This window comes from Paenarthrobacter sp. NPDC089675, from assembly GCF_044749185.1.
Classification (GTDB): domain Bacteria; phylum Actinomycetota; class Actinomycetes; order Actinomycetales; family Micrococcaceae; genus Arthrobacter.
In genome coordinates this window covers 178,986-202,824 of sequence record NZ_JBIVHM010000008.1, presented here as the reverse complement: position 1 = coordinate 202,824, position 23,839 = coordinate 178,986, and the positions used below count along the sequence as shown (strand labels likewise).

At 64.7% G+C, this 23,839-nt stretch carries 25 protein-coding genes; 19 read left to right on the top strand and 6 right to left on the bottom strand.

The genetic code is table 11. The annotated features are described in order from the left end of the window. Positions 1 to 81: 81 nt before the first annotated feature. On the top strand, positions 82 to 1,287 hold the full coding sequence (locus ACIPY2_RS17365; protein ID WP_400267638.1) for a glycosyltransferase: 1,206 nt from the start codon (positions 82 to 84) through the stop codon (positions 1,285 to 1,287). Positions 1,288 to 1,424: 137 nt separating this feature from the next. Then, positions 1,425 to 3,521, top strand: a complete 2,097-nt coding sequence (locus tag ACIPY2_RS17360) for an alpha/beta fold hydrolase (protein ID WP_400267637.1) — start codon at positions 1,425 to 1,427, stop codon at positions 3,519 to 3,521. Between the two features lie 13 nt (positions 3,522 to 3,534). Here the strand turns inward: ACIPY2_RS17360 and ACIPY2_RS17355 are convergent, their stop codons facing one another. Next, entirely contained in the window at positions 3,535 to 4,773 is a 1,239-nt protein-coding gene (locus ACIPY2_RS17355; protein WP_400267636.1) for a Fic family protein, read from the bottom strand. A 585-nt stretch (positions 4,774 to 5,358) separates the two neighbouring features. Between ACIPY2_RS17355 and ACIPY2_RS17350 the strand changes: the two genes are divergently transcribed. From ACIPY2_RS17350 to ACIPY2_RS17310, 9 genes are all read left to right on the top strand, one after another. Beyond that, positions 5,359 to 5,871, top strand: coding sequence for an amino-acid N-acetyltransferase (locus tag ACIPY2_RS17350; protein ID WP_400267635.1), 513 nt, complete (start codon positions 5,359 to 5,361; stop codon positions 5,869 to 5,871). A 125-nt stretch (positions 5,872 to 5,996) separates the two neighbouring features. Continuing rightward, a complete protein-coding gene (locus tag ACIPY2_RS17345) occupies positions 5,997 to 7,454 on the top strand; it encodes an FAD-binding oxidoreductase (RefSeq protein ID WP_400267634.1) in 1,458 nt (485 codons plus the stop codon). A 9-nt stretch (positions 7,455 to 7,463) separates the two neighbouring features. Continuing rightward, positions 7,464 to 7,664 (top strand): hypothetical protein, encoded by a 201-nt coding sequence (locus ACIPY2_RS17340; RefSeq protein WP_400267633.1) that lies wholly within the window; start codon positions 7,464 to 7,466, stop codon positions 7,662 to 7,664. Positions 7,665 to 7,759: 95 nt separating this feature from the next. Continuing rightward, positions 7,760 to 8,761, top strand: a complete 1,002-nt coding sequence (dhaK, locus tag ACIPY2_RS17335) for a dihydroxyacetone kinase subunit DhaK (RefSeq protein ID WP_400267632.1) — start codon at positions 7,760 to 7,762, stop codon at positions 8,759 to 8,761. 2 nt (positions 8,762 to 8,763) lie between these two features. Next, entirely contained in the window at positions 8,764 to 9,408 is a 645-nt protein-coding gene (gene dhaL, locus ACIPY2_RS17330) for a dihydroxyacetone kinase subunit DhaL (protein WP_400267631.1), read from the top strand. Next, positions 9,405 to 10,076: a dihydroxyacetone kinase phosphoryl donor subunit DhaM gene (dhaM, locus tag ACIPY2_RS17325; protein WP_400267630.1), complete on the top strand. Its 672-nt coding sequence runs from the start codon at positions 9,405 to 9,407 to the stop codon at positions 10,074 to 10,076. The genes dhaL and dhaM overlap by 4 nt, the downstream gene beginning before the upstream one ends. Positions 10,077 to 10,164: 88 nt before the next feature. After that, a complete protein-coding gene (locus ACIPY2_RS17320) occupies positions 10,165 to 10,341 on the top strand; it encodes a CsbD family protein (protein WP_400267629.1) in 177 nt (58 codons plus the stop codon). A 90-nt stretch (positions 10,342 to 10,431) separates the two neighbouring features. Continuing rightward, the gene (locus ACIPY2_RS17315) at positions 10,432 to 10,692 is read left to right on the top strand and encodes a DUF4235 domain-containing protein (RefSeq protein WP_347109190.1); all 261 of its coding nucleotides are present in this window, start codon (positions 10,432 to 10,434) and stop codon (positions 10,690 to 10,692) included. 3 nt (positions 10,693 to 10,695) lie between these two features. Next, positions 10,696 to 11,058: a VOC family protein gene (locus ACIPY2_RS17310; RefSeq protein ID WP_400267628.1), complete on the top strand. Its 363-nt coding sequence runs from the start codon at positions 10,696 to 10,698 to the stop codon at positions 11,056 to 11,058. Here the strand turns inward: ACIPY2_RS17310 and ACIPY2_RS17305 are convergent. Beyond that, complete coding sequence (locus tag ACIPY2_RS17305) at positions 11,055 to 11,567, bottom strand: VOC family protein (protein WP_400267627.1); 513 nt, start codon at positions 11,565 to 11,567, stop codon at positions 11,055 to 11,057. The two genes, ACIPY2_RS17310 and ACIPY2_RS17305, sit on opposite strands and share 4 nt — an antisense overlap. A gap of 73 nt (positions 11,568 to 11,640) precedes the next feature. Between ACIPY2_RS17305 and ACIPY2_RS17300 the strand changes: the two genes are divergently transcribed. Beyond that, on the top strand, positions 11,641 to 12,450 hold the full coding sequence (locus ACIPY2_RS17300) for a helix-turn-helix domain-containing protein (protein ID WP_400267626.1): 810 nt from the start codon (positions 11,641 to 11,643) through the stop codon (positions 12,448 to 12,450). Here ACIPY2_RS17300 and ACIPY2_RS17295 read toward each other — a convergent pair whose 3' ends face one another. The 4 genes from ACIPY2_RS17295 to ACIPY2_RS17280 are packed head-to-tail and all read right to left on the bottom strand — an operon-like array spanning position 12,451 to position 14,247. After that, positions 12,451 to 12,738, bottom strand: coding sequence for a hypothetical protein (locus ACIPY2_RS17295; RefSeq protein WP_400267625.1), 288 nt, complete (start codon positions 12,736 to 12,738; stop codon positions 12,451 to 12,453). A gap of 16 nt (positions 12,739 to 12,754) precedes the next feature. Further along, positions 12,755 to 12,889 (bottom strand): hypothetical protein, encoded by a 135-nt coding sequence (locus ACIPY2_RS17290; protein ID WP_400267624.1) that lies wholly within the window; start codon positions 12,887 to 12,889, stop codon positions 12,755 to 12,757. Further along, entirely contained in the window at positions 12,889 to 13,554 is a 666-nt protein-coding gene (locus ACIPY2_RS17285; RefSeq protein WP_400267623.1) for an SDR family NAD(P)-dependent oxidoreductase, read from the bottom strand. The genes ACIPY2_RS17290 and ACIPY2_RS17285 overlap by 1 nt, the downstream gene beginning before the upstream one ends. Before the next feature lie 39 nt (positions 13,555 to 13,593). Next, on the bottom strand, positions 13,594 to 14,247 hold the full coding sequence (locus ACIPY2_RS17280) for a TetR/AcrR family transcriptional regulator (protein ID WP_400267622.1): 654 nt from the start codon (positions 14,245 to 14,247) through the stop codon (positions 13,594 to 13,596). Between the two features lie 148 nt (positions 14,248 to 14,395). Between ACIPY2_RS17280 and ACIPY2_RS17275 the strand changes: the two genes are divergently transcribed. From ACIPY2_RS17275 to ACIPY2_RS17245, 7 genes are all read left to right on the top strand, one after another. Next, positions 14,396 to 14,623 (top strand): hypothetical protein, encoded by a 228-nt coding sequence (locus ACIPY2_RS17275; protein WP_400267621.1) that lies wholly within the window; start codon positions 14,396 to 14,398, stop codon positions 14,621 to 14,623. 26 nt (positions 14,624 to 14,649) lie between these two features. Continuing rightward, positions 14,650 to 16,446 (top strand): sigma-54-dependent Fis family transcriptional regulator, encoded by a 1,797-nt coding sequence (locus tag ACIPY2_RS17270; protein WP_400267620.1) that lies wholly within the window; start codon positions 14,650 to 14,652, stop codon positions 16,444 to 16,446. Between the two features lie 268 nt (positions 16,447 to 16,714). Continuing rightward, a complete protein-coding gene (locus ACIPY2_RS17265; protein ID WP_400267619.1) occupies positions 16,715 to 17,662 on the top strand; it encodes a C-terminal binding protein in 948 nt (315 codons plus the stop codon). Positions 17,663 to 17,682: 20 nt separating this feature from the next. Continuing rightward, the gene (locus tag ACIPY2_RS17260; protein ID WP_400267618.1) at positions 17,683 to 18,978 is read left to right on the top strand and encodes an aspartate aminotransferase family protein; all 1,296 of its coding nucleotides are present in this window, start codon (positions 17,683 to 17,685) and stop codon (positions 18,976 to 18,978) included. A 2-nt stretch (positions 18,979 to 18,980) separates the two neighbouring features. Next, the gene (locus ACIPY2_RS17255) at positions 18,981 to 19,880 is read left to right on the top strand and encodes a fumarylacetoacetate hydrolase family protein (protein WP_400267617.1); all 900 of its coding nucleotides are present in this window, start codon (positions 18,981 to 18,983) and stop codon (positions 19,878 to 19,880) included. A 33-nt stretch (positions 19,881 to 19,913) separates the two neighbouring features. After that, positions 19,914 to 22,004 carry a hydantoinase/oxoprolinase family protein gene (locus tag ACIPY2_RS17250; protein WP_400267616.1) on the top strand — a complete coding sequence of 697 codons (2,091 nt, stop codon included), beginning with the start codon at positions 19,914 to 19,916 and terminating at the stop codon, positions 22,002 to 22,004. A gap of 2 nt (positions 22,005 to 22,006) precedes the next feature. Beyond that, positions 22,007 to 23,767: a hydantoinase B/oxoprolinase family protein gene (locus ACIPY2_RS17245; RefSeq protein ID WP_400267615.1), complete on the top strand. Its 1,761-nt coding sequence runs from the start codon at positions 22,007 to 22,009 to the stop codon at positions 23,765 to 23,767. Positions 23,768 to 23,839 lie beyond the last annotated feature (72 nt).

Below are 23,839 nucleotides of genomic sequence, written 5' to 3'. Positions count from 1 at the left end.
AGCTCTTCTGCAAAATGCCCCGCACATTCTCCTGGGAGTGTGCGGGGCATTTTTGTTCCTGGGCGGAGGGAAAGAGGAATCATGCGGGTATTGATGGTGGCTCCGGGAACCCGGGGAGATGTGGCCCCCATGGCGGGCTTGGGTGGTCGCCTGCAGGCGCATGGGTTCGAGGTCGCCATCGCGGCCAATCCGGCGTATGCCCCCTTGGTGGTGTCATCAGGTTGCGAATACCGCCAACTTCCCGGCGACCTGGGCAGGATCATCAAGCGCACGGCCCCGGCGGCGAAGGCCGCAGCACGAGACGTGCTCAGCTCCTGGCGGGACCTGAACGAGTACATGGACCAAGCCGCGTCGGGGACACTCGCGGCCGCGGAAGCCGGGGCCGATGTGGTCATGGCGAATTCGGTGGCTCCCTATGCCTATGACGTTGCGGAGGCGCTGGGAATCCCGGCCTTGGGCGCACACCTGCAGCCTGTGGAACCCAGCCGGGCCTATCCGCCGGTGCTGCTGGGCTCCGCGCGGAATCTGGGGCAGCTGGGCAACAAGTTGATCGGTAAGCGGGTGGCGGCAGGGCCTGCGCCGTATGACGCCCCGAGTGCCAAGATTCGGCGGGAACTTGGCTTGCCCCGGCAGTCCCGCCAAGCTGCCGACCGGCGTCGACGGCGGCAGCAGGCGACCATCCTGCATGGCATAAGCCACACCGTCCTGCCCCGGCCGGCGGACTGGCATCCCGGGCTGGTGGCGGCAGGATATTGGTGGCCGCCGGCTCAACCTCAGTGGCAGCCGGACGCAGAATTGGCGGATTTCCTGGCAGCCGGGCCGCCGCCGGTTTTTGTGGGTTTCGGCAGCGGGGCTAGGGTGGATTCGGACCTGGTCCTGGAGGCGGCGCGCAAGGCCGGAGTTCGGGCGGTCATCCAAGGCGGGGTTGTGGTCACCGATGACGCCGTCAGTGTGGGAGAGGTTCCGCACGAATGGCTTTTTCCGCGCATGGCGGCCGTGGTGCACCACGCCGGATCAGGTACGACGGCGGCCGGCCTCCGCGCCGGTGTTCCGACAGTGTGTGTTCCCGTGTTCACCGACCAGCCGCTATGGGCTTCCAGGGTTGCCGCGCTCGGTGCGGGACCGCCGCCGGTTCCTTTCAAGAAGCTCACGGCGGAGCGCCTAGGTGCGGCGATCGAGGCTGCGGTCAGCACGCCGGCATATACGGCCCGGGCCAAACTTCTGTCGGCGCGCATCGCCGCGGAGGACGGCGTTGCCCCGGTTTTGGCGGCCCTTCGAAGAATCTAAGGGGCAGTAAGTGTCGCCATGGACTGCCATTGGAAAAGGTGCTTTCCCTCTGCTGGGAGGGCAGGGATGTGAAAGTAGTGTTTCACTCTTAGTGAACCGAACTGTGATCGGCAACACATTCCGTGTTGAATCAAGACATGGATTCCACTGACTCCCACACTCCGCAACCCCCAACGCCCTTCCACGATTTCGACCACTACCTCTCCATCCCCAGGATTGGTGGCCTGACCCTGAGCCCTGACGGCGAACGGCTGGTGACCACCGTGACCACGCTGAACAGCAAGGGGACGGAGTTTGCCACGGCCCTCTGGGAGCTTGATCCCTCCGGCCGTAAGCAGGCCCGGCGCATCACCCGCAGTGCCAAGGGCGAAGCCGGAGCGACTTTCTCAGCCAGCGGCGACCTCTACTTCACCTCGGCCCGGCCGGACCCGGAGGAGCCGGACGAAGACCCTGTCAATGCCCTTTGGGTCCTCCCTGCAGGTGGTGGGGAGGCCCGGGTTGCCCACACGCGTGCGGGCGGAGTCGGCTCCGTCCTGTCAGCTGCGGACGCTGACGCCACGTTCGTCGTCGCCGAGGTCCTGGCCGGCTCCGCGGACGAAGAGAATGACGAAGAGCGCCGGAAAGCCCGCAAGGACAACAAGGTCTCGGCCATCCTGCACAGCGGTTATCCGGTGCGCTACTGGGATGCGGACCTCGGGCCCGCGGAGCCGCGGATCTTCGCGGTAGAGGCGGGCGAGCTCGGTGAACCTGGAAAGCCCGCCACCATCGACGCCCAACCGCCGGTCAAGCTCCGGAACCTGACTCCCGGCGTCGGAGGCTCGCTCCGGGAGGCGAAGACTGTGGTGAGCCCGGACGGCAAGACCATCTACACCAGCCTCAGCAAGCCGCTGGCAAAAGCGGACAGCCGCGAGGTGCTGGCCGCCGTCGACGTTGCCACCGGTGCCGTCAAGGTGTTGCTGGACCATGATGGCATGAGCTACTTCCCCGGCCCCGTCAGCCCCGACAACACTTCGCTGGTTGTGCAAAGCGAGAGCGACACCACGCCCACGGAGGCCCCTCAGGTGAAGCTGCACGTCCTGGACGTCTCCTCTGGCGGGACCACTGAACTTATGCCCCTGGCCCACGACTGGGACCGCTGGGGGACGCCGGTGGCCTGGCTTCCGGACGGCAACGCAGTTTTGGTCACCGCGGACGACGACGGCGCGGGGCCGGTTTTCCGGGTAGACGTCCGCAGCGGTGCGGTAACGCGGGTGACGAACGACGCGGCCGCCTATACCGACGTCGTGGTTTCCCGTGACGGAAGCGCTGCGTTCGCGCTGCGGAGCTCGTACGAGTTCCCGGCGGAGGTGGTTCGGATCGACCTCGCCACCGGAGCCGTGGATCGACTGCCGGCCCCCGCTGAACGGCCTGTGTTCGAGGGCCGGCTGGAACGGGTGGAGACCCCTGCCGAGGACGGATCGCGGGTGCCGGCTTACCTGGCTCTTCCGCCAGGCGCCTCGGCAGAGGCGCCGGCGCCGCTGCTTCTCTGGATTCACGGAGGGCCCCTGAACTCATGGAACGCCTGGACCTGGCGCTGGAACCCGTGGCTGTTGGTAGCCAAGGGCTATGCCGTGCTGCTGCCCGATCCCGCGCTCTCCACGGGCTACGGGCAGGAGTTTATCCAGCGTGGCTGGGGCGAGTGGGGCAAGAAGCCGTTCTCGGACCTGATGGCCATCACGGATGCCGTTGCTTCGCGCCCGGACATCGATGAAACACGCACTGCCGCGATGGGTGGGTCCTTTGGCGGATACATGGCCAACTGGGTTGCCGGGCAGACCGACCGTTTCAAGGCGATCGTCACCCATGCCAGCCTTTGGGCCTTGGACCAGTTCGGGCCCACCACGGATGCTGCACAGTACTGGCTCAAGGAAATGACCGCTGAAATGGCCATGGAAAACTCCCCGCACCGGAACGTCGGCAACATCAAGACGCCCATGCTGGTGATCCACGGAGACAAGGACTATCGCGTGCCGATCGGCGAGGGCCTGAGGCTTTGGTACGAACTCCTTTCCTCGTCCGGTCTGCCTGCCGGCGAAGATGGGCAGAGCCCGCACCGCTTCCTCTACTTCCCGGACGAGAACCACTGGGTACTTCAACCCCAGCATGCCAAGATCTGGTACGGGGTGGTGGAGCACTTCCTTGCCAAGCAGGTACTTGGTCAGGACGTTGCGCTGCCGGAGGAACTGGGGGTCTGAGGCAGCCTCGGGGTTAGCCTGCAGACATGCGGCGGATGCCTGCAGCGTAGGCGTCGAGCACTTCAAAGATGCCACGGTGCTGCCATATGCGCTTGCGGTCGCGCCCTGATGATTCGGTAAGTACACCGCGCTTGGTGAGCGCATCGAGCGCGCGCAGGGCTGCCATCTCGCCTAGCCCGAGCTGGTTCATGAGGTATTTGGTATTCACGGCAGGCTGGCCGATCAATGCAGGGAGGATTTGCCACGCTGCAGCGTCCGCGCGCAGCCCGGTCATCTTTGCACGGGACTCGTCGAGCTGTGCAACGAGGTCATCGACCAGCCGTGAGCCAGTGGCCGCTGCGATCCGGCTGGCCATCGCAAACTCCCGGACGATCGGACCGGCGTCGCCCTCGCGGAAGTAGTCCAGGGCAGCGAAGTAGCGCTCCGTGTTTACCAGCAGGCCCGCCGAGATCGGCACTGCCGTGGAGCCTACGAGTCCCTTGTTGCGAAGGATCGACTGCGCCAATGCCCTTCCGGTCCTGCCATTGCCGTCGGGGAAGGGGTGGATCGTCTCGAACTGAGCATGGCTGACGGCCACCTGGACCAGGATCGGGACATCCTGGCGCCCGATGAACGCGACCAAGTCCCCAATTGCCTCTTGGATGCGGTTGTGGTGGGGCGCGACGAACTCAGCCACCCGGGGTCCCGCTTGGCCGGGGCCTATCCACACCTGCTCGTCGCGGAACCGGCCGGCGCCGGCTGGATCGAAGCCGGGCTGGTGGAGCATCAGTGCCTTGTGCATCGCGAGGATGGAGTCCTCATTTATGTGATCGGCAAGCTGAAGGGCCGCCTCCATGGCGCGGACGTTGCCAATTACGGTCAGCGCGTTGGCTTTGTCGCCCTCCTCAATCTCGGCGAGTGCTAGTTGCTTGGCCGACGTGGTCAGCTGTTCGATCTGCGAGCTGGAAGCCGACTCGGTCCGCAGGAGGATGGCCGTCATCGGTCCAAGTGCGGGGTTGTTTGTGCCCAGGGTGCGTTGCGCGTGTTTATCGAATCCCACCAGTTGACGAGTGGCGTCCTCGATGTCAGCAGAGTCCTCGCCCGAGATGTGGGGCGTCCAGTCCGCAATCGAGGGCGTCACGCTGGCTTTATAGGGGCCGGTCTGCCGGTCCACCTCAGCTCTTGAGTACATTTCAGGAGCGCGAGGCTTCCAGTCGAAGGTCTCGAATGAGACCGGGTCAACTGGAATCCGGTTGTCTGGAGCCGTTGGCATGGGTGAAAGTTTACCAACACTTAGTGCCATAAGTGTTGGTTAGGCCACGCTTTAACCAACACCTGATCACGTAAGTGTTGGTAAAGTGTGGTTTCGCCCTCGGCTTTGGTCTTGCCGGGTCATCCATGACCTCACCCCGGCCGTTCAGACCGTCGCGGAACTGATGGAAAGCGGCAATCCGCAGAAATAGTCCTCCAAGCCGGGGGCACGCCCCGCTGGAACCTTAAGGAACTTGCCGAGGCCACGCTCGCGGAGGCGACTCTGAACGCGCAGCCGACGTCCGCGGCTCCGTGATGGAGGCGCTGGGAGGCAGCATCGCTGCCATCCGGCCCGGCTCGCATGAAGCCCGTGAAGTGAAGGAGGTGCTCAGCAAGCGGGGCATGTGGTCCCAATACCTGGAGGTCGGGCTCGGCCCGGACCCTGAAGTGTTCACGAAAGCGGCCGTGCTCTCGTCGGTAGGTTTTGGTGCTGATATCGGTATCCCCGATTTCTCGGAAGTGCTCCCCGGGAGTTCGCAAGTGACGATCTTCCGGGGAGCGGTCCGCATGGTCCTGGCGGGCCTCCCCGGCTGGCTAGGATGGGGGAGTGGATTCAGCCTTCAGCCTTCGCCCTGCCCGCACCAGCGATGTGGCGGCAATCAAGAGGCTCGTGGCCCGGTTGGCTGATGAACGGATCCTGATCTCCAAGGAGACGGTGGCCTACTACGAGAGCCTCCAGGAGTTCCAGATCGCCGAATCCGCGGACGGTGAAGTCATTGGTTGCGGTGCCTTGCATGTCATGTGGGAGGACCTGGCCGAGATCCGCACCCTGGCGGCGGCGGACTCCTGGCGTGGCAAAGGGGTTGGCCATGGTTTGGTGGAGAGCCTGCTGGAAAAGGCCCGCGACCTCGGAGTAAGCCGGGTTTTCTGCCTGACGTTCGAGGTGGATTTCTTCGTTCGGCACGGCTTTGAGGTCATGGCCGACCAAAGTGCCGTGGACCCCGAGGTTTACTCCGAGCTGCTGCGCTCGCATGACGAGGGCGTGGCCGAATTCCTGGACCTGGCACGGGTGAAACCCAACACCTTGGGCAACACGCGCATGATCAAGCACCTCCAGTAACAGCCGCCGCAAGCGGTGCGGATTATGGGCGATTTAAACTCTCTTCTTTTATCTAAATTTGATGGATAAACTGGTTGAGGCTTGCTGGGGAGCTTCCGCCACATCGGTTCACTCGAGAGAAGATCATGCAGTCCCACGCGTCCTTTTCAGGCATTTCAAGCATTTCAGAACTCCAACTCTCCGTGCGCGGCCCCGTGTTCACGCCCACGGATCCAGGCTTCGCAGACGAAGTCGCGGCATTCAACCTGTCCACTCAGCACCAGCCCGATGTTGCTTTCGGCGCCCTCGATGCAGAGGACGTGTCAGAAGCAGTGAAATGGGCGGCCGAACAGGGTATGCCGGTTTCGGTGCAGTCCACCGGGCATGGTGCCACCAACGCAATCCAAGGCGGCTTGCTGATCAGCACCCGCCGCATGCTGGAACTCAGCATCGACCCGGTCGAAAAGACCGCCCGTGTGGGTGCGGGCGTCCGTTGGAAGGCAGTGGTTGACCTGGCTGCCACTTTCGGGCTCATGGGTCTTTGCGGTTCCACAACCGACGTCGGCGTGGTGGGTTACACGCTCGGCGGCGGGCTTCCAATCATGGGTCGCAAGTACGGCTTCGCGTCGGACCACGTCATTGCCTTTGAACTCGTTACCGCTGACGGAACGCAGCGACGCGTCACCAAGGACGAAGACCCCGAGCTCTTTTTCCTCCTGCGCGGCGGCAAGGGAAACCTCGGCATCGTCACGGCCATGGAATTCCACCTCTTCCCGAGCCGGGATATTTTTGCCGGCGGGATCTACTTTGCCGGCGAGCATGCGGCCGCGGTCCTCCAGCAGTTCAGCGAATGGGTGCCGACGTTGCCAACTGAAGCATCGGCGTCGTTGGCTTTCCTTCGCCTGCCGGACATGGACATCATCCCCGAGCCACTGCGCGGCAAGTTCGTGGTGCATGTGCGCTACGCCTACCAGGGGGATCCGGCGCTGGCCACGCAACTGTTGGAGCCCATGCGGCGGAGCGCCCCGTTCATGATGGATGCCACCGGGCCCCTCGAATCGACCCGGTTCGATTCCATCCACCAGGATCCGGACCAGCCCGTGCCCGTGCGTGAGCGCGGCTTCCTGCTGAACCGTCTGGATGACCCCGCCAAGGAAGCCATCCTGCGGCACTTCGGGCCCGGCGTCGAAAGTCCCGTCCTGCTTGCCGAGGTCCGCCTGCTGGGCGGTGCACTGGCTAAGTGTGCAGACGGTGAGGACAGCGTGAACGGCCGCGATGCGGCGTTCAGCTTCTTCATGGCAGGGATGGCCGTCCCGCCATTGGCTGAGCTGCTTCCCGTGGTGTACGACGCCGTTCGCGAAGATCTCCGCGAAGCCTCCAGCGACAGCACTTTCGTGAACCTGCACGGGCACTTCGTAGACGCGGAGGACCGGGAGCGCGCCTGGGGCCCAGCGATCCGTGAACGCTTGCGCAAGGCAAAGGCCGAGCTGGATCCGCAGAACATGTTCAGCTTCGGGCACGTCGTGGGTCTTCCCGTCATCGACCAGACGGTGCTCCTGGAAGATGTTGTCAGCGCCGGCGGCGACGCCGTCCTGGGCAACTAGGAACATGCCATGCAGGATCGTGTGGTTTTTCCTGACTTCTCGGCGTTCCAAATAGACATCCCGCACGGCCCGTGGCCGCATGAAACCGGGTGGGCCGGGGCGGGGCATCCCCATCACGAGGTGTATGCCGATTTCTGGCCCGACGTCCAGGTGAGCCACGAGGGCGTGCCTTCGGAAGGGTCGGTGGAAGGGCCTGCGGAAGGCGGCTAAGGGCATTGCACACAAGGGACACTCCGGGCCTACCATGCCCCTGCCGCCGGTAGTAGGGTCAGAGCACCACACCACTGCAGGCCCAGGAGCATCCCATGAAAAAGCTCATCAATGATCCACGTGCGGTGGTGGACGAATCCGTTGAAGGTTTCGGCATGGCACATGCCGACCTCCTGGACGTCCACCCCGACCCCAAGTTCGTCGTCCGCAAGGGTGCGCCGGTGGCGGGCAAAGTGGCCCTCGTTTCCGGCGGGGGCAGCGGCCACGAGCCACTGCACGCCGGGTTCGTCGGACTGGGCATGCTGGACGCCGCCGTCCCGGGTGCCGTGTTTACCTCGCCCACTCCGGACCAGATCATCCCGGCGACGACGGCCGTCGACTCGGGTGCCGGCGTCGTGCATATCGTGAAGAATTACACCGGCGACGTCCTGAACTTCGAGACCGCCGCGGAGATGGCCCAGGCCGAGGGCGTGGCCGTCCGCTCGGTACTCGTGAACGACGACGTCGCCGTTGAGGACTCGCTCTACACGGCGGGCAGACGGGGCGTCGGCGGAACGGTCCTCGTGGAGAAGATCGCCGGAGCAGCCGCGGAACGCGGTGACGACCTCGACGCCGTGGCCGCCATTGCCGAGCGGGTGGTGGCCAACGTGCGCACCATGGGCGTGGCGCTCTCCGGCTGCACCGTTCCGCACGCGGGGACTCCCAGCTTCGAACTCGCTGACGACGAGATCGAAATTGGCATTGGCATCCACGGCGAACCCGGCAGGCACAGGATCGGCGTGGAAAGCGCCGATGCAATCACGGACCGTCTGTTGGAGCCGGTGCTGGATGACTTGTCCCTGGCGTCCGGAGAAAAGGTCCTGCTGTTCGTCAACGGCATGGGTGGCACCCCGCTCAGCGAGTTGTACATCGTGTACCGCAGGGCCGCCCAAGTGCTGGCCGAACGGGGCGCCACCGTGGAGCGCTCTTTGGTGGGCAACTACGTGACTTCCCTGGAAATGCAAGGTTGCTCCGTGTCGGTACTCCGGCTCGACGGCGAGATGACCACCCTGTGGGACGCTCCCGTCCACACGGCGGCCCTCCGTTGGGGAGTGTGACCGTGGGCTTGGGTGTTGACTGGGCCGTGAAGTGGCTGAAGCTTTCCGCGGAAACAATGGCTGATCATCGCACCGAACTCATTGAACTGGACAGGGCTATCGGTGACTCCGACCATGGAGAGAACATGGACCGCGGCTTCCAGGCTGTGCTCCAAAAGCTCGACGAGTCACCCCCTGAAACGCCCGGGGCTGCCCTGAAAGCTGCCGCCATGGCGCTGATGTCCAAGGTCGGCGGGGCCGCAGGGCCGCTCTATGGGACGGCGTACCTGCGTGCTGCCACCTCGCTTGGGGATGCCGCGGATATCGACGCCGGGAACGTAGTCTCCGCCTTGGCGGCGGCCCGGGACGGTGTTGTTGCCCGCGGTAAAGCCGAACCCGGAGACAAGACAATGGTCGACGCCTGGACGCCGGCCGTTGAAGCGGCTCAAAAAGCTGCCGACGATGGCGGCGATGCGCTCGCAGTGTTGGAAGCTGCGGCCGCGGCCGCAGAGTCCGGAGCGGAGGCCACCGAGCCATTGGTGGCACGCAAGGGCCGTGCGAGCTATCTTGGCGACCGGAGCGCGGGGCATCGTGATCCCGGAGCCCAATCCACTGCGTTGCTGCTGCGCGCGGCAGTAAACGCTGCCAAAGAGGGCGCGGCCGCATGACGGTTTCCATCGTGGTGGTCTCGCACAGCAGCAAGATCGCTGAAGGTGCTGTTGAACTCGCCGCCCAGATGGCGCCCGACGTCGTACTCGTCGCCGCCGGGGGAACCGACGACGGGCGGATCGGCACCAGCCTTGAGAAGGTGCTTGCCGCCGTCGAGCAAGCACTGGCCGACGCCGGGGGCGACGGTGTGGTGGTGCTGACGGACTTGGGCTCGGCCGTGATGACGGCAGAATCTGCCGTGGAGTTTGCCAGCGAACCGGACGCCCTGCGGTTGGCCGATGCACCGCTGGTTGAAGGTTTGGTGGCCGCGGCCGTCGCTGCCCAAGGGGGTGCCGGCGTCGAGGATGTCCGCAAGGCTGCCGAAGCTGCCGGCAGTGCTGCCGCTGCGGAGGCCGTGGATTTGGGTGAGCCTGAAGCCTCGGGGGATTTTGAACTCGTTAACGCCATGGGCATCCATGCACGGCCCGCGGCGAAGATCGCGGGGGGCTTGTCCGGGATGGACGCCGAGGTCACCATCAACGGGGTGGACGGAGCGTCCATGATGGAGCTCATGGCACTCGGCGCCGGACAAGGGGCCAACCTCCAGGTGAAGGCGTGGGGCAAGGATGCTGGGAAAGCCGTTGACTACCTCCGAAAGCTGGTGTCGGAGGGGTTTGGAGAGCTCTGACGCGCCGCAATTTAGGCCAAAAGATTGCTAAGTACCCTGATTAGTGATGTTGTAGAGGTACAGGTTCACTACGAGAAAGAGGTGCAACATGGGTGCAGATGACAAGGCACAGAACACGGGCGAGAAGATCGCAGGCAAGGCCAAGGAAGCTGCCGGCAAGCTGACCGACAACGAGCGACTCGAAGCCGAAGGCAAAGGCGAGCAGGCCAAGGCCGACCTCAAGAACGCCGGTGAAAAGGTAAAAGACGCCTTCAAGAATGACTAGGAATTCGGGCAGGGCCGCTGTGATGCAGCGGCCCTGCCTTGTTTCCGGACGTTTGAATTTGGCGGCCCGACGGCCCATGGAAGGAACTTCGTGAACATACTGGTGAAACTTTTCGGCCTGGCGGTCAGCCTCGGAGCCGGTGCCCTGGCAAACAAGACACTCGAGGGGCTCTGGGAAAAGAAGACCGGAAAGCCCGCGCCAAAGGACGGGACGGACCTGGACGATTCGCTGCCCGGTGTCCTCGTCTTCGCCGTTGTGTCGGCCGCGGTTGGTGCCGTGGTGCACGTCTTGACCCAACGGGGCACGAAGAGTGCCCTGGCACGTTTGAAGAACACCGCAGATGAGGTTTAGCGAATGGCTAAAGCAAAGCACCCCAGCGTCGTCATCGACTGCCCGGACGCCCGCGCCCTGGCCAACTTCTACGGCGAACTCCTCGGCTGGGAAGTCACCCGCGAGGACGGCGATTGGGCCGAAGTCCGTCCCGTCGACGGCAGTAACTGCATCGCCTTCCAGCAAGTGGAGGTCTACCAGGCGCCCGTTTGGCCCGGTCAGACCATTCCCCAGCAAATGCACTTCGACGTCATGGTGGATGACCTGGACGAGGCTGAAAAAGCGGTCCTTGAGATCGGAGCCACCAAGCACGACCACCAGCCCGGAGAAACCTTCAGGGTTTTCCTTGATCCGGCCGGTCATCCTTTTTGCTTGTGCGTTTCCTAGCCTTGTTGGGCGGCCCATTCCTCTACGCGGCGGTTGCTCTCTTCCTCTGAGAGATCCTCCACGCGGGTCATGATGGACCAGCGCACGCCGAACGGGTCGCGGATGCTCGCGTACCGGTCGCCTGAGACAAAGGTGCTGAGTGGTTCGCGGATAGTGGCCCCGGACTGCTCTGCCCGCTGGACAAGGGCGTCCGCATCCGCGCAGTAAAGGCCCATGGAATAGCAGTCGTCCTCGCCGTTCGGTGCGGGCACCAGGTGGTATTCGGGGTTCGGTTCACCCAGTTGCAGGTGCCCGTTGCCGAAGTCGAGCTCTGCGTGGACCACCACTCCACCCATCTCCGTGGCGCCTACGACGCGGGCTCCGAAAACGTCCCGGTAGAAGTCGATTGCTTCCTTGGCGTTCTTGACCGCCAGGAACGGAGTGAGGCTGGTCAGGCCCTTGGGGATTCCGTGGACGGTGTGCTCGCCGTGCGCGGCCGTGGTTGATTCGGTGCTTGTAGTATCGGTCATGTCTTTGACGCTACGCTTTCGCGCGTTGGCCTCGCTTGGAGATTTGCGACAGCCTTTTGTTCGGAGGGGGCGCATGCAAGGTTCGTACAAGGGGATCCTCTATCCCGCACGACTGCCCACCTTCAACAGGCTCCCCGCGCCTACTTCGGTGGAGCATCTGGTGCAGTGGTTCTGGATTCCCGAGTGGGACATCGAGCCCGGGCGTACGTCGCGGCAGCACGTGATTGCCTACCCTGCCTGCAACCTGGTGGTTGGTCTTGAGGGGGTGGTTCTTGCAGGACCTGCCACCCGTGCGGGCTACCAGGACCTGAGTGGCAACGGCTGGGCTGTTGGTGCGTTGCTGCGGCCCGCAGCGGTCCCGCTCTTAACGGAAGACCCCGCTGGCTGCCGCGACGCGGAAGTGGACTATCCCGCCGTCGAACTTCACCGCAGTGTGGTTGCGGCGATGTCGCCTTTGCCATCGGATGCGCACGACGGCGGCACCCGCCGGGAACGCGCGGTGGAGGCGTTTGTTCTTTGGTTGGCCTCCTTTGCCGGTGCCGGGTTGTCCGAGGAAGCCGCGCTGGCCAACCGGATGATGGAGCTCCTGGCAACTGATCCGGCGGTTCTGCGGTTGGAGGACGCGGCTTCAGCCTTGGCAGTCTCACCGCGCACTTTGCAGCGCGTGGCCAGGAAGTACATCGGCCTCAGCCCGGCCGCGCTCATCCGCCGTCGAAGGCTGCAGGACGCCGCCGAGCGGGTCAGGCTTAACCCCTCGGCAGATCTTGCGGCAATAGCCGCTGAGTTGGGATACGCCGACCACGCCCACCTCAGCAACGACTTCCGAAAATACCTGGGATTTACGCCCAGCCGCTATCGCACATCAGTTGGTGAGGGCGGCTAGTCACTGGGTGTCGTCGTCGTCCGTGTCCTCAAGAAGCCCCCGCTGGGCGAGGTCGGCTTCCTCCGAGGCTTCCTCTGGTAGCGGGTCCGTGGCGTCGGGCACTGCGCTGGGTGCATAATCGGCCAATCCTGCGGCCACGCGTTCCTGCTCGACTGCTTCCTGGTAGGTGTCGTCGTCGATATTCTCCGGCATCTTTCCGTGGCCCGTCCGGGAGGGGGCCGGCAGTGCATCTTCCTGAGGGATGATGACGCCTTCTGCGGCAGTCGGTTGTTCATTTTGGTTGGACATGACTCTCCTTGGTTGTTTAGTCGTCTGCTGATCCTGGTTCGCTGAGCCGCCGGCCGAACGCTGCGCCGGCGGCGTCGGGAAGTATGTTCGAGCCGAGGCCCAGCGTGCGGGACTTCACTGAGCCGCCCAACACGTTTCCTTCCCCTTTCATCAATGCCTTGAAACCCTGTTCTGCCACTCTTGGGCGGCATCGTCTTTCTCTTCCGCGCCCACCTTCGTGTCCAAAAGGTCTGCCTTCTCGAAGAACGGTGTTTCCGTGGGTCCGGGAAGGAGCATCGTGACGGTGACTCCTGTGTCCTTCAATTCGTTCCGCAGGGCCTGGCCGAACGACTGGACGAAGGCTTTGGAAGCCCCATAGATCGCCTGGAAGGGCGCGGGGGTGCGGGCGATGATCGACGATGTGAAGAGGATCCGCCCTTTGTTGCGCGCGGCCATGTCCCTCGCCACCCACTTGGCGATAGCCACGGTTGACGCCACATTGAGGTCGATGATCCGGAGTTCCTGGGCCAGGTCCGTTTCGATGAACGGTCCGCCTGTTCCGATTCCGGCGTTGATGGCGGCCGCTTCCAGTGGTTTGCCGAGCACGCTGACCGCGGACTGCAGTGTCCCTGGTCCGTGCCTGTCGGCAAGGTCTATCTGCAGTGGCGTAGGGATTCCACCCAAGCCGCTGAGGCTGTCCGCGGCGTGGCGGATGTCTTCGCCGTCGGCCACCATGACGGTATCGAAGCCGTTGCTGAGGAACTGCCTCGCCAGCTCGTAGCCGATGCCGGAGGATGCGCCAGTGACCATGGCCAAGGGGCGTTGGGTGGCTGTCATAATAGACAGCCTACTTACTATTCCGTCCGAACGGCAGGGTTATTTTGGGAACTCCACAGCCAAAATCGCCCGCGACAGGGTCACGGCGCGCTCGGCAAGCGTTTCAAGCTCGGCGTCGGAGCAATCAGTGGGAGCCCAGCGGGTGGCGCCTTCAAGGAGCGTGACCACAACCCGGACATGCTCCGCGGGATCGGCACACCCCATGTCGCGCGCCGCCGCCTCATACATCTGCTCGTGAAGGGCAACCCATTCGTCGACCTGCGCTCGCAGGTCCTTGGGCAGGACTCCCGCCATCCTGTCCGTGGCAACCAGGAGATCCCAAAGATTGCTCTCGGGGAGCCTTACCTGCCGGGTGAAGTGGAGTTTCACCATGGCGTCCCAGAACTCTTCCGCATTTCCCGCCGGAGCAACAGCCTCGAGCAGGGCGACACCAAAGCGGTGGAAGTGCCAGCGCAGCGATTCGGCAACGATTTCGTCCCGGCCGTCCGGGAAGTGCGAGTAGAGACTGGGTGGCTTGATGTTGACGGCGTTGGCGATGGTCCGCATGGAAACGGAGTTGAAGCCATTGGCAATCGCAAGTTCCAGGAATGCTTCGAGGATGTTCTGCCGGCCCGCCTTCTGGCCCGTCCAATTCCATTCCTTCAGTTGCGATTCGAAGGCGCGGGCGGCGGCTTCGTATGACGTCACGCTCATAATTCGCCATCCTAACAGTCGTTAGCTTTTGTTCGCGTGGAAGCGGCAAAACTCTTCCCTAACGTCTGTTAGTTAGGTACTCTGGAAATGGCATCAAGCAGTACCGCTGCCGGTGCATCTCAAAGCGTTGAGCGGGAAGAGAAAAGCAATGGTCACCGAAAACACGAGCCTGGGGGCCACTCGGAACAGCAACGTCATCCTCGGAAGCGGTCTTTCCGGAATGGTTGCCGCGTACATCGGCGCACGGGCGCTGGAAGACAACGCCGCGCAGGATGAGGCTTGGCAGGCGCAACTCGCGTTCCATCCCAAGCGCTCCCGGCGGCTGCGCCACAGAAGGACCACATCGGGCGGACCCGGCCCGGCACTGGCATCCTGAACCGCCAACCCAGAGAGAACTCCCCAATGTCAGCAGAAGTACTGTCTCCGTGGCCGAATGAGACCCCGCGCGAAACCAACCGCGTCCGCGAGCTTTTCCTCATGCAACCCCATGCCGATCTCAGCGGTATCCGCCCCATCGTTGCCCGCTCGTGGTACCGGAGCCGTGCTGCGGGCGTCGATGCCTTCGCCGACCGCGGTTTTTTCGACGAGGGGCGGGTGGACGAGTACACCATTGCGGCTGCCGGCCCGCACCTTCAGAAGCTGGATGAAGTGGCTGCCGATCTGGGCGGTTACGTCAACATCACGGCCCCCAACGGTGTCCTGGTCAAGGCCAGCTTCCTGCGGGATGACGGGTTCCCCGCCGGGTACTCCTTGCTGGAGGAGAGCTGCGGAAGCAACGGCGAAGGCCTCGCCCTGGAGGAAGGGCGCGGCGTCTGGCTGGCCCCGGAAGAACACTTCCGCGAGGACATGCGCGGCAACTGGTGCTTTGCCTCCTTGGTACGCGACCCGTTCCATAACCGTGTGCGGGCCGTGATCGGGCTGACGCTCCCGGCAAACCGGGTCAGCACGCTGGAACCATCGTCGACCCTGCTCATGTTGGAGGGCGTTGCCTCCCGGATTGAGCGGGACATTGAGGTCCGTACGTCATCGAAAGAGCGGGCACTCCTGAGCGAGTACCTCAGAATCTCGCGCCGACGGGGCAACCGGGCCGTGATCGCCGTCGACGGCAAGAACTCGCTCCAGAACGCATCGGCGACGGCGACGCTGGTGGACAGTGATTTCTCGATCGTCTCCGGCTACGCCAAGGCGGTCATGGCCTCCGGCCGGGAGATGAACTGCGAAGTCATGCTCGAGGGGCCGGGCTTGTCCACGTTGGAGATATCACCAGTGACCCTGTCCGCCGCAAACGTCGGGGCAATCGTCGTGGTCCGCCCCCATGCCCCGGCCAAGGACCGCGCCGTCAACTCCACCAGTGCGCCACTCCAGCTGGCGTCGGCGCCACAGGGGACTGCCGAGCGCTTGTTGAAGCACGTGGACGGCACCAGTACGGAGTTCAAGCGCACACTCAACCTGGCGCGGAAGGCCGTGGACCAGGACAGGTCCGTGGTGATGATCGGTGAACTCGGCAGCGGGAAACTGCGGCTGGCCGATGCCATAGCATCACTGCGGGGTGGTCGGATGGTTGTGGACGCGCGCAACGGAGACCTCAGGAATGCCAACTTCAGGGACGTCCTGCATCGGGTGGCCACCGAGCTCCCGGCCACGTTGATCGTGGAGCACGCTGATGAGTTGTCGCAGAACGAAGCCAGCGAGATCGCCCGAAACCTTCGCGGCAACGCCACCACCAAGCTGATCTTCACCGTCGCCCGCCCCACGGATGCCACTCTCCTGCTTTCGGAGGCGTTCGACGTCCTTGAGGTCTCCGTGGCGCCCCTGCGCAACAGGCGCGAAGACATCCCCCAACTGGCCAACGCCATCGCAGGGGAGCTGGGGGAGCGGCGCTTGTCCCGCAGGCTTATCACCACCCTCACCCATGCCGACTGGCCACGGAACATCGACCAGCTGCGGGCCGTGGTCTCCAACGCCGTCGAACGCGCGGAGGGTGGCGAGGTGACAGTCGACGACCTGCCCCAAGGATTCCACCGCGTCCTGACGAAGGGCCGGCTGTCCCGTCTGGAAGACGCCGAACTCAGCGAACTGCGCACGGCCCTGCAGGAAGCAAAGGGCAACCGCAGCCTGGCCGCGGAAACCCTGCAGATCGGGCGGTCCACCCTGTACCGGCGCATGGACTACTTCCGCAGCCGCGGCTTCGACCTCTAATTGCACGCAGGGAACAGCAGCCGACCCCTAACGGGGTCGGCTGCTACGCGCTGCCCAAGAACGAAAGCCCGACGGCGGGTGGCCGCGTTTGCGCGGCCGAACATCCCACCCCCACGGCCGCTGGGACAGTGTCCCACCCCGGTGTCTCGATCTGGCACGGATGGCCGCGCCGATATCGCGTTGTACTGGAAATCACCCGACACCGGCACCCGTCCCAAGGAGTGTCCGGCAGCGACCAAGGGTTCGAAGACGAAGAGGACGACTGACTATGACCCGCGATGCCAAGGGAACCATTCTTGTGGCCCCTCACCATTTCCCGCACCTGGACCGTGAGCACGCGCTCGCGGAGGAGTTCGGTTACACACTCAACCCCGCGGCAGACACAGACGCCTTCCGTGCAGGGCTGCCCGAAGCCGACATTGTGATGATCACGCCCTACGCCAAGCTCACTGCCGCCGACTTCCCGCTGATGGCCAAGTGCCGTGCAGTGATCCGGTACGGAATCGGCTACGACAACATCGACGTTTCAGCGGCCACCGAAGCGGGCATCCCGGTCTCGATCGTTCCCGGCACGGCGTCGGAGGAAGTCGCCTCCCACGCCTTCGCGATGGGGCTCGCGCTGGCCCGCCGCCTTCCGGCCGGGAACGCCGCGATCAGCAACCTCGGCTGGGCCGGAACCATCGGCTATGACACTCCTGTCCTCTCCGAGCTGGAAGTCGGCGTCCTGGGCATGGGACGCATCGGCCAGCACGTAGCCCGCATGTACTCGGCCGTCGGAGCCAGTGTCCGGGCCTACGATCCCTTCGTCACGGAGAGCTTCGTGGAGATGACCGGGCTGGAGGACATCCTCGAGAATTCCGACGTCGTTTCCCTCCACCTGCCGCTGAACGACGAGACAGCGGACCTCATCTCCACCGATGTCCTCGCCAGAATGCGCAAGGGGACAGTGATCGTCAACGTGTCCCGCGGCGGGCTCATCGATGAAGCCGCGCTGGCCGAGGCGCTCGCCTCGGGTCACATCGCAGGCGCCGGCATCGACACTTTCGCCCAGGAGCCGCTCGCTGCTGAGCACCCTCTGCGCACGGCACCCAACGCCATCCTCACGCCGCACATTGCCTGGCGTTCCAACCGGTCGACAGGTGCCCTGCAGGACGGCGCCGTGGAGCGGGTACGCCTCGCGCTGACCGGCCAGCCGCTCATCGATCTTGTGAACTGAAAAGACTGGAGAAACCCGACTTGGCTACCACCAACCATTTGGAAGACCTCGCTGCATTGCAGAACCCCGTGGAAGACCCACACCTGCGCCGCGGACCGCGCGGTTTCCCGCTGCTGCCTGGCGGCTACGGCCGCTCAACGTACTACACCGGAGCGCCCAGCCCCTACGCCATCAAGGGCGAAGGCTACCGGGTGTGGGACGACCGCGGCCGTGAACTGATCGACGCGAACAACAACTTCACGTCCCTGATCCACGGCAACGCCCACCCGGAAATCACCGAAGCCGCCACCAAGGCCCTCACCACCGGGGCGAGCTGGGGCATCCCGAACCTCTACGAATGGGAACTCGCCGAACTCCTGCTCGGACGCCTTCCCGAATTGGACCAGGTCCGCTTCGCGAACTCCGGCACTGAGGCCGTCATGTCCGCGATCCGCATCGCCCGTGCCAGCACAGGTCGTGAGCGCGTCATCGTCACCAAGGGCGGTTACCACGGAACGTCCGAGGTTGCACTGGTCCCGGGCGGACCGTCCTACCAGCGCGGCGTCACCCGCGGCGTGATCGACGACGTCACAGCGGTGCCGCTGAACGACGTCGAATTCCTGCGCCAGGCGGTTGAAGCCGCTCCGGACGCCTACGCCGCCATCATCCTGGACCTGCTGCCGAACCGCGCCGGCCTTCTCACCATCAATGAGGAATTCGTCCAGACCGCCCGCGAGCTGGCTACCCGCTACGGCATTGTGCTGATCATCGACGAGGTCATCAGCCTCCGCCTGGGCTACAGCGGCTTCAGCGGTGAGTACGGGGTTTCCCCGGACCTGCTGACCACGGGCAAGCTCATCGGCGGCGGATTCCCCGTTGGGGCAGTCTGTGGCAAGGCCGAGCTCATGGCCGAGGTGGACCCCACGCGCCCGGGCAGCCTGCCGCACGGCGGAACGTTCTCCGGTAACCCGGTGAGCATGGCCGCAGGTTCCGTGGCCCTGCGCCTCTACACCGAAGAGGAGGTCACGCGCCTGAACCAGTTGGGCGACACCGCCCGCGAAACGGTCAACGCCAGAATTGCCGACGCCGGCTGGGAGATCCGTGGCCGCGGCTCGCTCCTCCGCGCGGTTCCTGCCGGTGCGGAGAAAGTGGACGAGCACACCCAGCACAAGCTGTGGTGGGCCTCCTACGAGCGCGGCCTGCTCGGCTCCCCGGCCAACCTGCTGTCCCTGTCCACGCCCATGGACGAAAAGGTGGTGGCTGACATTACCGACCGCCTGGCCGACGCCGTCCTTGCAGTCGCCTCGGAGGCTCCCACTACGGAAGGTGCCAAGTAACCATGAAGATCGTTTCCTACGAACACGAATCCGGCATCCGCGGTGGCATCCTGATCGAGGACACCGTCTATGACCTGGAACTGCTGCTGCAGGGTTCCAGCCAGGCAGTGCACGGAGCCACCACGTCCGTCCGGGAATTCCTGGAACTCTACGGCGACCGGCTGGAGGCCATCTCCTTGGAAATAGCCGCCTTGGCCGGACAGGATCCGGAAGCACACGTTGGTGCCCGGGCGGACGTCCGCCTGACCACGCCGGTGCCCAATCCCTCCAAGGTTCTCTGCATCGGCCTGAACTACAAGGACCACGTTGCCGAGACCGGCCGCGCGTTCCCGGAGTACCCGGACGTCTTTGCCAAGTTCGCATCCACCCTGGTTGGGCCCGAGGACGAGATTGGCGGTGCGAAGGTCAGCGAAAACCTCGACTTCGAGGGGGAACTGGCAGTAGTCATCGGGCGCAAGGCCAGCGAGGTCACCGAAGAAGAAGCATTGAACTACGTTGCCGCACTCGCCCCGTTGAACGATGTGACTGCCCGCGACCTGCAATACCGCGGCACCCAGTGGCTGGCAGGCAAGGCCGTTGATGGGTCAACCCCGTGGGGTCCGGCCCTGGTCACCCTGGAGGAAGTGGGCGATCCCCAGAACCTGGACCTCACAACCCGCGTGAACGGCATCGAAGTCCAGCGCTCCAACACCAGTTACCAGATCTTCCCGATCGCGCGGATCGTCTCCTACCTCTCAAGCTTCCTCACCTTGGAACCCGGCGACGTCATTGCCACAGGAACCCCGCAGGGCATCGGTGCCAAGCGGAACCCGCCTGTCTGGTTGGAACCGGGAGACACCGTGGAAATCGAAATCGACAAGGTAGGTCTGCTCCGCAACACCGTGGGCAAGCCCCAGCTCTAACCCCCTGCAAGCTCTACGAAAGTAATGAAGACCATGAGTGATGTACAAACACAACCAGGCGAGGCCCGGTACCGCATCGCCGTCGACACCGGCGGTACCTTTACCGACGTCGTGGTCGGTTCCAATAGCGGTGACATGGCTGTCGGCAAGGCGCTGACCACCTACGACCGCGTGTTCACCGGCTTCGAAGCCTCGGTTCGCCGTGCGGCCGAGTCTGTTGGCTGGAGTGGCGACGACGTGCTGCGCAACGCCGACGTCATTGTCTACGGCACCACCCACGCCACCAACGCAGTGCTCACCGGCAAAGTGGCCAAGACCGCACTGCTGACCACCGACGGTTTTGCCGACACCCTGCTGCTCCGCGAAGGTGGCCGCCGCGACGCCTTCGATTCCAAGGCCGCCTATCCACCGCCGTACATTCCCCGCCACCTGACCTTCGAAATTACCGAGCGCATCTCCGCCGAGGGCGACATCCTGGTGGAACTGGACGAAGAGCAGGTCCGCGAAGTCCTCGGTTCCTTCAAGGAACAGGGCATCGAAGCCGTTGCGGTGTCCTTCCTGTGGTCCATCATCAACGACGCCCACGAGAAGCGGGTTGCCGAGCTGATCCAGGAAATCCTCCCCGGGGTTCCATACACGCTCTCCAACGCGGCCAACCCCACCATCCGCGAATACCGCCGCTCCTCGGCAGCCTCGATCGACGCTTCCCTGAAGCCGTTGATGGCCGACCACCTGGGCAAGCTCCGCTCGGACCTCCAGGAATACGGCTTCGCTGGCGATCTCCTGGTGGTGACCTCCGAAGGTGCCGTGCTCGACGTCGCCGATGTCCTTGACCGTCCCGTCCTGCTGCTGAACTCCGGCCCGTCCATGGCACCGCTCGTGGGTGCGGCGGCGGCCCCGGACCACGACACCGTGGTTGTCTGCGACATGGGCGGCACCACCTTCGACGTGTCCCTGGTGGAGAACGGCGTGGTCCGCCACACCCGCGAAGCCTGGCTGGGGGAGCCGTTCGTCGGTCACCTCACCGGCTTGTCCTCCGTCGCCGTGTCCAGCATCGGCGCCGGCGGTGGCAGCATCGCGTGGATCGACGGCGGTGGCCTCCTTCGCGTGGGCCCGCAGAGTGCGCGCAGCACTCCCGGTCCGGCGGCCTACGGCCGCGGCGGCGAGGAACCAACCGTCACCGACGCCTGCGTGGCGCTTGGCTACCTCGACACGGAGGGCTTCGAAGGCGGGTTTACCTTGAACCGCGAGGCCGCCGTCAAGGCCATCGACACCCGCATCGCCGGGCCACTGAAGATGGACACCCTGCAGGCCGCCCAGGCCATCCTGGATGTCTCCGCCAACCACATGGCCACTGCCATCCGCCAGTCTGCCTTGGAACAGGGCGTTGACCCCCGTGGCGCGCTCATTGTTGCCGGCGGTGGCGCAGGCGCCATGGTCGCAGCGATCATTGGCAGGCTCCTGGAAGCCGACACCGTGCTGATCCCGGCGACCGCCGGCGTCCTCGCCGCCTACGGCGCCCACCGCGCCCCGATCGCCACCGAGTTCCTCTCCCCGCTGCACAACGACACTCGCAGTTTCGACGCTGGTTCGGCCTCCCGCGCCGTGGAGGACCTGACAGCCAAGGCTGAGGTCTTCGTGAAGCGCTTCGATGGCGTGGGCGAAGCACCCAAGGTCACCTACTTCGTGGATGCCCGGTATCCCGGCCAGGCCTGGGACCTCCGCGTCTACCTCGACGCCGCCCCGGACACCTCCGGTGACGCGGCAGGCATCATCGAGCGCGCCTTCCACGAAGAGCACGACCGCCGCAACGGCACCCACGATCCGGACAGCCGCGTGGAGCTCATCACCTGGGGTGTCCGCGTGGAGATCCCGCGTCCGGAGCACACCAAGTCCGAAAGCGAACTCAGCCGCACTGCGGAAATCCACCGCACGGACAGCATCGTGTTTGGCGGCGAACCTTTCAGCACCCAGCGCTACCGCGGTGTGACGCTCGCTCCGCGCGACAAGATCGTGGGACCGGCCGTCATCGACCAGCCCACCACCACCATCGTCGTGCCGCCGGAATGGGACGCGACGCTCGATGAACGATCCAACATCTACCTCACCCGTAAGGAGGCGTAACCGTGACCCGCGAATTCGATCCCGTAAAGCTCTCGGTCCTTGCCAACGCATTCGACGGCATTGTCCGCGAGATGACCAGCGGCCTGCTCCGCTCCGCCCGCTCGTCCGTCATCAACACGGCCCGCGACTTCTCCTGCGCCGTGCTGACCGCGGACAACCAGTTGCTTGCCGCGGCTGAAGGTGTGCCGGTGCACGTCTTCGGTGCCGGTCCGCTGGGCGAGGACATGGTGGAACTGCATAAGGACATCCGCGAAGGCGACGCTTTCCTGCACAACGACCCCTACATGGGTAACTCCCACGCAGCGGACCACGTGATCCTGGTGCCCATCTTCATCCAGGGCCGCCACCTCTTCACCGCCGTGACCAAGGCCCACCAGGCCGACTGCGGCAACTCGCTTCCCACCACGTTCTTCGCCACCGCGCGGGACGTGTACGAGGAAGGCGCGTTGATCTTCCCCTGCGTGCGGATCCAGCGCGACTACACGGACATCGACGACATCATCCGCATGTGCCGGTCCCGCATCCGTGTTCCGGACCAGTGGTACGGCGACTACCTGGCCTCCGTCGGTGCCTCGCGCATCGCCGAGCGCCGCATCCACGAACTCGCTGAAAAGTTCGGCGTGGATGACCTGGTGGACTTCGTGGACGCCTGGTTCGACTACTCCGAGCGCCTCACCGCCAGCGCGATCGAGAAGCTGCCCGAGTACGTCCTCCACGGCACCTCCGCCCACGATCCATTCCCCGGAACCGGCCCGGAGGGCGTGCAGCTGCAGGCAACCCTCGAGGTGAAGCCCAAGCAGGGCAAGGTGGTGATCGACCTCCGCGACAACCCGGACAACCTGCCCAACGGCCTGAACCTCACCAAGGCAACGGCTACCGGTGCAGCACTGGCCGGCATCCTCTCCGGCATCCCGGAGAACCTGCCGAGCAACGCCGGGACCTTCCGCCGCGTCGAGGTGCTGCTGCGGGACGGCTGCGCCGTAGGCGTTCCCAAGCACCCGTACTCCTGCTCGTCCGGCACCACCAACCTTGCTGACCGCGTGGTCAACATCGTCCAGGCCGCTTTCTCCCAGATCGACGACGGCTACGGCACCGCCGAGGGTGCGGCCGGCCAGGCACCCGCCAAGTCGGTCATCTCCGGGACGGACGAACGCAACGGCAACCCCTACGTCAACCAGATCCTGGTAGGGGGCGTCGGTGGTCCCGCAACACCGTACGTTGACGGCTGGCCCACCTACCAACGTCCAGTGTGCGGCGCCCTGCTGTACCACGACAGCGTGGAAGTGGACGAGCAGCGTTACCCGATCCTGGTCCACGAGCGCACCTTGGTTGCCGACTCCGGCGGAGCCGGCCGCCAGCGCGGCGGACTCGCAACACGCGTCACCATGGAGCCCCGGGGGGAGAGCGTCACCCTCACCTACGGCATCGAAGGCAAGATCAACCCGCCCAAGGGCGTCCGCGGCGGGCACGACGGCGCCGAGCCCTCAGCCTGGGTGGAAGACCTCAAGACCGGCGAACGCCGCGAAATCCCGGTGGTGGGCCGCTACGACCTGCAATCGGGCGAGAAGGTTGTGTCCATCACTCCCGGCGGTGGCGGCTACGGCGACCCGCTGGAACGCGACGTCCTGGCAGTCCTCGATGACTACCGCGAGTCCCGCGTCACCCTCGACGCCGCGGCGGCACACTACGGCGTGGTCATCACCGACGGTGCCGTGGACGAGGCAGCGACGGCGAAGACCCGTCAGGAACGCCTGGCCAGCTAGCTCTCGCAACCCATCCCGGGGCGAGATATCCTCGCCCCGGGATGTTCCAACAATCATCAAACGGAGATTCAC